The 12,935-nt window shown below is 29.4% G+C and carries 4 protein-coding genes and 2 pseudogenes; all 6 read left to right on the forward strand.

The features are described 5' to 3' along the window. Positions 1–274 precede the first annotated feature (274 nt). The 6 genes and pseudogenes from nrdA to recG all read left to right on the forward strand — a co-directional run bounded on the left by nrdA (position 275) and on the right by recG (position 11,693). The gene (nrdA, locus tag ACICP0_RS00785; protein ID WP_395480062.1) at positions 275–2,557 is read left to right on the forward strand and encodes a class 1a ribonucleoside-diphosphate reductase subunit alpha; all 2,283 of its coding nucleotides are present in this window, start codon (positions 275–277) and stop codon (positions 2,555–2,557) included. Positions 2,558–2,609: 52 nt separating this feature from the next. Beyond that, entirely contained in the window at positions 2,610–3,740 is a 1,131-nt protein-coding gene (nrdB, locus tag ACICP0_RS00790) for a class Ia ribonucleoside-diphosphate reductase subunit beta (protein WP_395480063.1), read from the forward strand. Between the two features lie 2,702 nt (positions 3,741–6,442). After that, entirely contained in the window at positions 6,443–7,066 is a 624-nt protein-coding gene (gmk, locus tag ACICP0_RS00795) for a guanylate kinase (protein ID WP_395480228.1), read from the forward strand. Positions 7,067–7,119: 53 nt separating this feature from the next. After that, positions 7,120–7,314, forward strand: a pseudogene (rpoZ, locus tag ACICP0_RS00800) (DNA-directed RNA polymerase subunit omega); the annotation flags it as partial. A gap of 104 nt (positions 7,315–7,418) precedes the next feature. Further along, positions 7,419–8,849: pseudogene (locus ACICP0_RS00805) on the forward strand (RelA/SpoT family protein); the annotation flags it as partial. 726 nt (positions 8,850–9,575) lie between these two features. Beyond that, positions 9,576–11,693 (forward strand): ATP-dependent DNA helicase RecG, encoded by a 2,118-nt coding sequence (gene recG / locus ACICP0_RS00810; RefSeq protein WP_395480064.1) that lies wholly within the window; start codon positions 9,576–9,578, stop codon positions 11,691–11,693. The last annotated feature ends 1,242 nt before the right edge of the window (positions 11,694–12,935 follow it).

Genomic DNA, 12,935 nt, shown 5'->3' on the forward strand with positions numbered 1-12,935 from the left:
CAAGGTCAAATAAATTTTATTTCTTCTATGTTTATTAACCAGAAAACATAAATTAAATAGTAAGTTACCTTATTTATGAACGTTATTTTCTCAATGCTATCCACATAGATCCTAATTCGACTCACTTGCATTGGTAATGCATTGTTATTATCTTGTTAGTCAACAGGATCAAAGATCTTATATATATAACAAATTATTTTTCTAAAAAACGTAACTTTCCTACATGTTGGAATGTAATCTTTAAAGACTATAAAAAAGACAAGTAAGGGGCTGCATGCATCAGAGTTTTCTAGTCACTAAACGTGATGGACGTAAAGAAACTATTAACCTAGACAAGATTCATCGAGTTATTGACTGGGCGGCGAAGGGACTAAACAATGTTTCCGTTTCACAGGTGGAATTACGTTCTCACATTCAATTTTATGAAGGCATAAAAACTACCGACATTCATGAAACCATTACAAAAGCTGCAGCAGATTTAATTTCAAAAGAAGCGCCTGATTATCAATATCTTGCTGCAAGACTGGCAATTTTTCATTTACGTAAAAAAGCTTATGGTCAATTTGAACCACCAAAACTATACGATCATGTTGCTCGTCTTGTAGAAATGGGAAAATACGATCAGCACTTACTAGAAGATTATAATATTCACGAATTTAATCAAATGGATAGTTTTATAGATCATTGGCGTGATATGAATTTTTCATATGCTGCTGTTAAGCAATTGGAAGGTAAATATCTGGTACAAAATAGAATTACTTGTGAAATCTATGAAAGCGCTCAGTTTTTATATATTTTAGTAGCTGCTTGCTTGTTTTCTAATTATCCATGTACAACACGACTATGTTATGTAAAACATTTTTACGATGCAATATCAACGTTTAAAATTTCATTGCCTACACCTATTATGTCTGGTGTACGTACACCCACTCGTCAGTTTAGCTCTTGTGTATTAATCGAATGTGGAGATAGCCTAGATTCTATTAATGCTACTTCAAGCGCTATTGTAAAATATGTATCACAACGAGCTGGTATCGGCATCAATGCTGGTCGAATTCGTGCGTTAGGTAGTCCAATTCGAGGTGGCGAAGCATTTCATACTGGTTGCATACCATTCTATAAATACTTTCAAGCAGCAGTTAAATCTTGTTCTCAAGGTGGTGTACGCGGCGGTGCTGCCACTTTATTTTATCCTATCTGGCATTTAGAAATAGAAAACCTTTTAGTACTCAAAAATAACCGTGGTATTGAAGATAATAGAGTTCGTCATATAGATTATGGCGTACAGTTAAATAAACTTATGTATCAACGTCTAATAAAGGGAGAAAATATCACTCTATTTAGCCCGTCTGATGTACCAGGTTTATATGATTCATTCTTTTCCAATCAAAATGAATTTGAAAAACTATATACGCAATATGAGAAAGATAATAGCATTCATCAACGTCGAATTAAGGCATTGGATTTATTTTCATTGATGATGCAAGAACGTGCTTCCACGGGTCGTATCTACGTACAGAATGTAGATCATTGTAATACTCATACTCCCTTTAACGCGGAAATTGCTCCAGTTCGTCAATCTAACTTATGCTTAGAAATTACTCTTCCTACTAAACCTTTAGAGGATATTAATGACAACGATGGAGAAATTGCGCTGTGTACTCTGTCGGCCTTTAACCTTGGTGAGATAAATAGTCTTGAAGATTTAGACAAGCTAGCGCCGTTGGCAGTACGTGCACTTGATGAACTAATTGATTATCAAAAATATCCAGTTCCAGCTGCAAAACGAGGTGCTATGGGTCGTCGGGCTCTCGGTATAGGTGTAATCAATTTTGCTTATTATTTAGCAAAAAATGGTGTACGTTATTCTGATGGAAGTGCTAATAATTTAACTCATAGTACATTTGAAGCTATTCAATATTATCTACTGAAGGCATCCTGTGATTTAGCTAAAGAACGAGGGGCATGTCCATGGTTCAATGAAACTACTTATGCGCAAGGTATACTTCCTATTGATACTTATAAAAAAGATCTTGATAGTATTACTAATGAACCCAATCATTATGATTGGGAAACTTTGCGTACAGACATTAAAGCATACGGTTTACGCAACTCCACTTTGTCAGCATTAATGCCATCGGAAACATCGTCTCAAATTTCTAATGCTACTAATGGTATTGAGCCACCGCGTGGTTTAGTAAGTATTAAAGTTTCTAAAGATGGTATTTTACGTCAGGTAGTCCCTGAATCAATTCGCCTACAACATTCCTATGAATTTTTGTGGGAAATGTCAAACAATGATGGATATCTACATCTTGTGGGTGTAATGCAAAAATTTATTGATCAAGCCATTGCTGCTAATACTAATTATGATCCCGCTCAATTTCCAGCTGGAAAAGTACCAATGAAACAATTACTCAAGGACCTATTAACAGCGTATAAATTTGGAGTAAAAACTCTTTATTATCAAAATACTCGTGATGGTGCGGAAGATATGCAAGACGATTTGAAGTTGTTACAGCAGGACATTTGCCAAAGCAATGCTTGTAAGATTTAATCTTAGACAAATATAAATTTAATATTTATTTTAATGCACTTGGAATAATCATATGGCCTATACTACTTTTTCAATGTTTAAAAATAATCAACTTTTGGAACCAATGTTTTTTGGTCAATCAGTTAATGTCGCACGTTTCGATCAGCAGAAATATAATGTTTTTGAAAAATTAATTGAAAAGCAATTGTCTTTTTTTTGGCGTCCAGAAGAAGTTGATGTGTCGAGAGATCGTATTGATTATCAATCACTGCAAGAACATGAAAAACATATCTTTATTAGTAACCTAAAATATCAAACACTACTGGACTCTATTCAAGGACGCAGTCCAAATATCGCGTTGTTACCGTTAATTTCTATTCCTGAATTAGAAACGTGGGTCGAAACTTGGGCATTTTCAGAAACTATACACTCAAGATCTTATACTCATATTATCCGTAATATCGTTAATCATCCATCTTTTGTTTTTGATGATATTGTGTCTAATAAAGATATTTTGAAACGTGCTAAAGATATCTCTAGGTACTATGATAATCTAATTGAATTGACTAGTTATTATTATCTTTTAGGCACAGGAATACATCAAGTAAATGGTAATTCAATAAAGGTTGATTTACATAACTTAAAGAAAAAATTGTATTTATGTTTAATGAGTGTAAATGCATTAGAAGCAATTCGTTTTTATGTTAGTTTTGCTTGTTCATTTGCTTTTGCTGAACGAGAATTAATGGAAGGTAATGCTAAAATAATTCGTTTTATTGCTCGAGATGAAGCATTGCACTTGACCGGAACTCAGTATATGTTGCATTTAATGCGTTCTGGTATAGATGATCCAGAAATGGCTGATATTGCACATGAATGTCAGCAAGAAAGTTATTCTCTATTTTTGTTAGCAGCGCAGCAAGAAAAAGATTGGTCAAGTTATCTTTTTCAAGACGGATCTATGATTGGTTTAAATAAAGAAATACTTTGTCAATATATAGAGTATATTACTAATATACGTATGCATGCAGTTGGTTTAAAACTTCCCTTTGAAATTCGTTCTAATCCAATTCCATGGATTAATTCATGGCTAGTATCAGACAATGTACAAGTAGCACCTCAAGAAGTTGAAGTTAGTTCTTATTTAGTAGGTCAAATTGATTCTGAGGTAACCAACGACGATCTAAAAGATTTTAAGCTATAGCAATCATAGTAGATTGAATACGGACAATAGTACATTTATTATAAGATATAATATATAGTTTCTGTGAATAGATTAAATATATTGGCTATTTCCGTAGAAATATAATATAGGATGTTTATCCTATATTTCAAATTTGTTGATTTATTTAATATTAAAAAAATTTAAATAAATACGTCTTATTAATATCCTAAGTAAGGTTAAGATCTGTGGTAGATCGTATGATCTAAATATTTTTTTACTAGATGTCTGCATCTAGATTAATTACATTACACAATGTCAATGTAGAGAATATTTTACTGTTTAAATTTTACTAATTTTCTTTTATTTAGGTTGAACAAATTTTAATCTTTTATACTTATTGTCATGCAGGTTAATATCTGAATTGTAGTGCTATTGATTATTAAAATCGTACTAATGGTACGATTGTGATCACGCATCATATAATGATGTAATACTTAATAAAATTATATCTATAACTAAACGTAATTTTTTATATCTATGTTCATAGTTCATATTACACGTAAAAATTTTTATAAAAATTTTAAAAAAAACGTAAAAATAATAAATTCTATTTTTAAAATTAAAATATATACTTTAACTCAAAATGATAGTCAATCTTATATTGAAAAATGTTTTTTCGATTGTTAAAACAAAATGCCTAAATAAACTACTATAAAAACTAGCGTTTTTTAAGTCAGTTCTTTATAAAGTAATATGTGTTTATACTACATCTTCTATTTAAGGTAACTATTTTAATCACAACTAATATGTTGGTTCATGTATATGAATATTATCTCTAATGTTATAATTGATTATTATCATTGCAATAAACATTTTATAGTGTACTTAATGTTTAATTTTTAATACTATTATCTATAGTAGAATGACTTTATACGATACATTTTTGTCAAAATATTTGATACGCAGTGTTATATTGCCTTTTTTTACGGCATTTTAAATCAATCAATTAGAAAAATATATCATATTTTAATTTATATACATGATCCTAATTGGATCATTCGCTATAATGATGTATTGTAGGTCTGAATAATTTCATTATTATTTAACGCTGTTGTCTAATTTATTAATGAATATTTTATTCAAAATATACAGTGTTTCTTAAAAAGAAATACCATGGCATAAAAATGCCAGTTAAATTCACTGGTTAATATAATTACATATTTATTATTTGTATTTTTAAATTTACAAAAATTCACTGGTCTACTATTTAATAGTAGGAATACAATAATAATATATTTATGCTATATTAATTAATATTTAAACTAAACGTATTTTAAATATATGATTTTAATATTAGTAAGAAGTCAATTTAAGATAATATCTATTTGTTAAGTAATTTTTAGTCACCCATAAGCTTTACGAATATTTAATTTTAATAAAAATATTTTAATTTTATATATTTACTTAAAATATAAATGTAACATATTTCATTATTATTTTGATTTATATTAAAGCTTACTAAAATACTGAGTATTTTGTAATATTTAATTACATTAAATTTTTAATATCAATTATAATATCGCATGTTAATTTTTTATGAATAAATGTATTTATGTTCTAAATAATCATGTACTTGCATATGTAACTTAATATAAAATATAAATTTTGTAATTTAATACAAATAATACTTGAATGTTCATCAAACCTATTATATATAAATAGGTACTATACTCTGAATAAGATATATATCTTTATTTTATAAACATGTTTTAATTTTTAAAAATTTTGATAAATTATCGTAAATAGTCAATAATGAAGAAAGGGTATGTCTTGTCTTACTAGACAAGTATAAGCTAAAAATAATTTAGACGTTTCTTTTTTAAAGATAAATGTTTATTTAGCATAAATTATATTTTCTATAAATAACCATATTTTATGAACATTTATTTACCTTTAAAGCAACTAGTGGTTATAACGATATAAAAAAAGATTAACAATAGAATAAATTGGTCTATATTTTTGTCAAAATAAAATTTTCTTGTATATTATCGTTTAAAAAAAGAAGTGAATAGCTTTTTACTAAACAACAGTATATCGGTATTAAAAATAAAATTTTTAAATTGAATGAAGTATTAGTAAAATTAGTGCTGCCAGCATTACCATACTGTATAAATGTTTCATATTATACTTTAATCACGATTAAAGATCGTATTAGAAAAAGGAAAAATTCTATAACAATAAAATCTTACCAAAGATCAGAAGATATATATCCATTTCATAAAAAAAGATCGTAAAAGTTACATATTATAAGAAATATTTATAATATACTTTTAAGGTATATACTTTCGGTTCTCTCGAAGAGAAGTTAAAGAACTTCAACAAAATTATAGATATACTTGAAATATAAAAAATAATAAAAATTATGATACTAATCTACCATTAATTTTTACTAAGAAACAACTGAATAGTTGTCAGAATATTTTGATAGTTATTTAACTATTAATATATGTTATACACGCGAATTTTTTAAATTAAAAACGATATATTATCTGGATGTTTTTTAATTAAAAGACTAGAAAAAATTGAATTTATGGCATGAACTATACTGCATACTGAAATCGATAATTTTTCGTTGATTACAGACTTTTTTATCATTAGCAATGTGCTACTAGATCACTATTACGTTTACGTTATGACATGTACAATCAATTCCGTTTTATAACCTAATTGACTATTTCATGATGATTTTAGATATGTTATATATCATTTCTGCGCCAAGCGGTTCTGGAAAATCCAGTTTAATCAAAGCATTACTTAAAAAACGGACTTTTTATGATACACAAGTAGCTATCTCGCATACTACCCGTGATATGAGACCTGGAGAAAGACATGGACAACATTATTTTTTTATATCCGTAGCTGAATTTGAGAAGATGATTTCTGAAAGAGCTTTTCTAGAACACGCAAAAATTTTTGGTAATTATTATGGCACTGCGCGACAGACAATTAAACAGGTTTTTGAAATAGATGTTACTACGCTGCTTGATATAGATTGGCAAGGAGCACAGCAGATCCGACGGAATGCACCCAATGTATGTAGCATTTTTATTTTACCTCCATCTAAAAAAGAGCTTGATCGGAGACTGCGCAGTCGTGGTCAAGATAGCGAAGAAATAATTACTCAGCGTATGATACAAGCAGTTTCCGAAATTATACACTATGACGAATATGATTACTTAATTATCAATGATAATTTTAATGCTGCACTCAATGATTTAAAAACTATTATTCAATGTGAAAGATTACGCGTTAATCGTCAAAAATTACGTCATGATACATTAATAAGAACATTATTAGCAGACTGACGTATATTTTAATAATATGCTAGTAACTTATTTAATTATGGAGTAACTCATATATGGCACGTATCACTGTACAAGATGCCGTTGAAAAAATTGGAAATCGGTTTGATCTAGTGCTCGTTGCAGCACATCGTGCCCGTCAAATCCAGATTGGAGGTCAAAATTCATTGGTTCCAAAAGAAAATGACAAGTATACTGTAATTGCTTTGCGTGAAATAGAAGAAGGTCTAATCACTAATAAAATATTGGATTGATATAATGGACCAGGTATATCAAACGAATAAACTAGTAGATAATAAAGTTATTATCGTGATTAATAAAAATTTTTGTTAATAGCTCAGGTAACTAGTCTATTTTGTATCTGTTTAAAACTCTGAATCTACTGATTCAACTCTATTTGCCTGAATATCAAATTACACTTCTTCGGCAAGCTTATCTTTTTGCTCGTGATGCACACGAGGGACAAACTCGTTCTAGTGGCGAATCTTATATTACCCATCCCGTGGCAGTAGCTTGTATTTTAGCTGAGATGCGTCTCGATCACGAAACTTTAATGGCAGCACTTTTACACGATGTCATTGAGGACACTGCGGTTACATATCGAGATATGGAAACACTATTTGGAACAAAAGTAGCTATACTTATCGAAGGCGTTTCTAAGTTATATAAACTTAAGTTTAGAAATAAACAAGAAGCACAAGTTGAAAACTTTCAAAAAATGATTATGGCAATGGTACAAGATATCAGAGTTATATTTATCAAATTAGCTGATCGCACCCACAATATGCGCACTCTCGGTGCTCTTCGACCAGATAAATGTCGTCGTATCGCGCGAGAAACATTAGAAATTTATAGTCCATTAGCTCACCGATTAGGTATTTATCATATAAAAATAGAACTTGAAGAACTAGGGTTTGAAGCGCTGTATCCTAATTGTTATAGAATTATTAAAAATGTAGTTAAAGTATCTCGAAGAAATCATACGGAAGTAATTCAAAAAATTCTTACAGAAATAGAAGAAAGATTAATTGAAGTAGGAATTCCATGTCGCGTTAGTGAAAGAGAAAAACATCCTTACTCTATTTATTGTAAAATGCATTTAAAAGATCAACGTTTTCAGTCTATTATGAATATTTATACATTTAGGGTGATCGTAATAGATGTAGATGCTTGCTATCGGGTATTAGGCCAAATGCATAGCTTATATAAACCTCGACCAGGAAAAGTAAAAGATTATATTTCCATACCTAAGGCTAACGGTTATCAAGCTTTGCATACTTCCATGATAGGTCCACACGGTGTACCGGTAGAAGTACAAATACGTACAGAAGATATGGATCAAATGGCTGAGATGGGAGTTGCAGCACATTGGATACACAAAGAGCAAGGTGAAATTAGTACTACAACTCAAACTCAAATGTGTGCGCAACGCTGGATGAAAAGTTTACTTGAATTACAAAAAAGTGCTGGCAGTGCATTTGAATTTATCGAAAATGTTAAATTTGATTTATTTCCTGATGAAATTTACGTATTTACTCCGGAAGGACTGATTATTGAATTGCCAGCTGGCGCTACTCCTGTTGATTTTGCTTATGCAGTGCATACTTTTATCGGTAATACGTGCGTCGGTGCACGAGTAGATAGAGGATGTATCCCTTATCTCAACCACTTAATAGTGGTCAAACTGTAGAAATTATTACTTCTCCTAGCGCTTGTCCTAGTGCTTCTTGGCTAAATTTTATTGTAAGTTCTAAGGCACGAGTAAAAGTGCGTCGGATGCTTAAAACTATTAACCACGACAATTTAACCAATTTAGAATATAAATTGTCAATGTATAAATTAAATAAAAATAAAAAATTAGCTAATATTTCTTTAGAAAATATTCAAAAAAATTATGCAACAACGAAATAGTCATACTAACAGATCAAAATTTAGTGGCTGCAATTAATTTAACTTATTCCATAAGTGTTGTTGCTAATAATATTTAAAGTATTCTATTAGAATTAGCATAAAATGCTAATTTTCACACTATATTAATTAAACATCGCGATAGCATACTCTTATTATTTTATCTGAATGTTATCACCGACTTTTTGCTATCTTTAAAGATAAAATTATTATTTATTTTAGTTCTTAATAAAATTGATGATTTTTCATGAATTATATTATGGTATTTATTATCCCATAAAAATTAGATAAACTTATACTAATCCAATACTGATACAGTATCAATGTGCGAGGAATTATACATCATTATAAAAATAATAAAAAATGTATTTATCTCTCAGAACCTGTTAAATAACTTGACTATATGTATTAATACACTGGTATTGCTTCACAAAATCTCAAGATAAAATAAAGATATGTAAAATAAATTATATAGCCTATTGTTTCTGAAGGACTAATGATCGCTACTTTGAATATTTTACATGCTGTCAAAAGATTATTTTCAGATGAAATTTATAGCTTTATTGGAGTAATATGTCACTATCATAAACTGTGGAGTCTTGATGTGAATAAAGGGATTTTTTTAAATGCTATATCGCTTAAGACGTTATCAAAGATCAATCCATATTTCATCAATAAACTTACTCAATTTGGACTTAAAAGTTTTCAAGATTTACTGTTATATCTTCCAATCCGATATGAGGATAGAAGCAGATTCTTTCCCATAGAAAAAGTCCTTCCTGGAAGGAAGGTCGCTGTACAAGGTACAGTTTTAAATAGAACTGTTAGTTTTGGTCGACAACGAATGCTAAGTTGCCTTTTACGTGACGATAGCGGAGTTTTGATGCTTCGTTTTTTTAAGTTCAATGAAAGGATGAAAAATAGTTTTTTTCCAGGTCAGTGGATATCTGCTTATGGGACAATTAAACAAGATCGATACGGAAGTAAAGAAATTATTCATCCAGAATATGTTGTAAGAAAACGTAAACGTATAGTACTGACTACAACTTTGACTCCAATTTATCCTACTATAGCAGGAGTACGTCAAACGATATTACGAAACGCAATCGATCAGATTCTTGCAATACTTAATTGCACATCGATGTCTGAATTATTACCACCAGAATTAAATTATAACATGATGAGTTTAGCTGATGCAGTCCGTATATTACATCGTCCGTCGACAAACATATCACTAAATGAATTAGCACAGTACTCCCATCCAGCACAACGAAGATTAATTTTTGAAGAGTTGTTAGCCTATCATTTAAGTATGTTAGCAATCAGAGATAATATACAAAAATATCGGGCTATGCCGCTACAAAACAATACTGATTTAACAAAGCGCTTTATTACTGCTTTGCCATTTTCTCTTACAAATGCTCAAAAGCGCGTAATAGCAGAAATTCATCAAGATTTGGCATGTGACGTACCTATGATACGGTTAGTACAGGGAGATGTGGGATCTGGTAAAACACTTGTAGCAGCATTAGCTGCTTTAAAAGCTATTAGCAATGGTCAACAAGTAGCCCTTATGGTGCCTACAGAATTGCTAGCTGAACAACATGCACATAATTTTAAAGATTGGTTTTCGCCGTTAGGTATTCAATCTGGTTGGTTGGCCGGTAAACAAAATTGTAAAATACGTGAGACACAACGGAATGCAATTGCCAAAGGTCACATAGAAATGGTAGTTGGAACTCATGCAATTTTTCAAGATCAAATAAGCTTTGCAAGGCTATCATTGGTGATTATTGACGAACAACATCGTTTTGGCGTACATCAAAGGTTAGCGTTTTGGAAAAAAGGTTTATCCAAAGGTTTTTATCCACATCAATTAATTATGACTTCTACACCTATTCCTCGAACCCTAGCAATGAGCATTTATGCTGATCTTAATATTTCAATCATCGATGAATTACCTCCGACAAGAATACCAGTAGTAACAGCTATTATTCCAGATACTCGACGTACAGAAATTATTCAGCGTATCCGTCAGGTTTGTTTAAATGAGCAACGTCAAATTTATTGGATTTGTACACTAATAGAAAGTTCAGCAATGACTGAAGCACAAGAGGCTAAAGTCACTTTTAAAAAATTAAAAAATGCGCTGCCTGAATTAAAAATCAATTTGATTCATGGTCGATTAAAAACACAAGAAAAACAGGAATTAATGAAAAATTTTAAATTAGGAAAAATAGATTTGCTGGTAGCAACTACAGTCATTGAAGTTGGTGTGGACGTACCTAACGCTAGCCTTATAATTATCGAAAATCCTGAGCGTCTTGGTTTAGCACAATTACATCAGCTACGCGGACGAGTAGGACGTGGTACAAAAGCTTCTCATTGTGTACTACTATATAAGCCTCCACTTAAGAAAGTTGCAAAAGCTCGTCTACAAATATTACGTGATAATAATGATGGCTTTACTATTGCGCAACGTGATTTAGACATGCGAGGTCCTGGGGATTTGTTTGGTACTCGTCAAGCTGGCAATATAAAATTTAGGATAGCAAGTCTGCTACGTGATCAAGATATGCTTCCTGAAGTTCAACGTCTTGCATGGTATATTTATCAAAATTATCCATCTTTAGCACAGGAGTTAATGAAACGATGGATGTTGCCACAACATACATGCTCTATTCATATCGATGAGCAATTGTGCTATCAAAAATATATATGACCTTTTTTTAAAATGATCCTATAGCAAGACGATTAACTTTTAATAACATAATGATAATATTTTTTTAATTATGTTTTTCAGACAATTTATTTTATCCTATTTAACGTCTTCATTAATTTTTTGATGTACTAAAGTAGGTTAGTACTTTAAAAAACCTGCAATAGATTAAATTCAAGTATGATTTATCGATTGGTTATTTTTAGAATAGTTCATCCTAATAAATAAAAAAGTAACATATGCTAATAATGATTAATGACTTTATTTAATATCTTCATGATATTTGTATATAAATCTTTTCTAGCTATTACTAATGGAGTATCATATTATATAACATATGATATTTATGATGTAAAACATTATGGTAGCTAATAATTCATCCTAAAATAGGACATATTAAATTTTATTTTTTTAATGTTAATGTATAAAATTTTTTTATCAAACTTGTCTGATATTGAAAAGCATGCACTATTGTGCATGTTTTTATATATTTACTATAACATACAATTAATAATATTATATTATGAATTTTATTCAAAATTAATAATTTCATTATTCTATGCATGTTGATTTTCAAAATATTATTAATAATGATTGATTATTTCGATATGTAAGGATGAACCATAAGATAGATAGTCGAGTTTTTACAAAGTGTTAAAAATTTCATATATCCATAAAATGGATATGTCATTAATAACACTCTTACAAAGATAAAGAAATTTTATATGTCGTAAAAGAATTATTAAATTCCATTTCTTCTATTTTTTAAAAAAACTTATCTATTAGATGATGATTATTTAAATTACTATATGATTCTAAGAATTATATCATTTTTAAAGATAATTAGTCTAAACTATATATTACTTTCTCTTACTTTTTTTAACTTATATATCTATCAGCTATGATTATGATAAAATAGCTGTGTATAGCTATGGATTTAAACACAGAATTAAATCATCATGTATTTTATAATTAAAAACCATGGCTATTTAACCTATACAATGTAGACAATTTATTTATCTTTTACTGATAAATATAATTTCAGTTAATTCTTTCACTTTATTATGACAGAATTAACATGATATATTAATATTTAAAAAACCAAATCTAATATTTATTAGAACTTGTATTTTTTTTGATGTATAAAAAGATATATGTATAGATTATTTTGAATATTTAAATAATGTAATTAATTTGATTGCTAAACTTCTAAAACTTTAATTAATAAAAAATTATTTTGTTAAT

Origin of the sequence: Candidatus Curculioniphilus buchneri endosymbiont of Curculio glandium, from assembly GCF_964275155.1 — a bacterium.
Taxonomy (GTDB): Bacteria; Pseudomonadota; Gammaproteobacteria; order Enterobacterales; family Enterobacteriaceae; genus Curculioniphilus; species Curculioniphilus buchneri.

Excerpts from the sequence above, each read along its gene's own strand:
- nrdA (WP_395480062.1), top strand. The coding sequence starts at position 275 with ATGCATCAGAGTTTTCTAGTCACTAAACGTGATGGACGTAAAGAAACT.
- gmk (WP_395480228.1), top strand. The coding sequence starts at position 6,443 with ATGATTTTAGATATGTTATATATCATTTCTGCGCCAAGCGGTTCTGGA.
- nrdB (WP_395480063.1), top strand. The coding sequence starts at position 2,610 with ATGGCCTATACTACTTTTTCAATGTTTAAAAATAATCAACTTTTGGAA.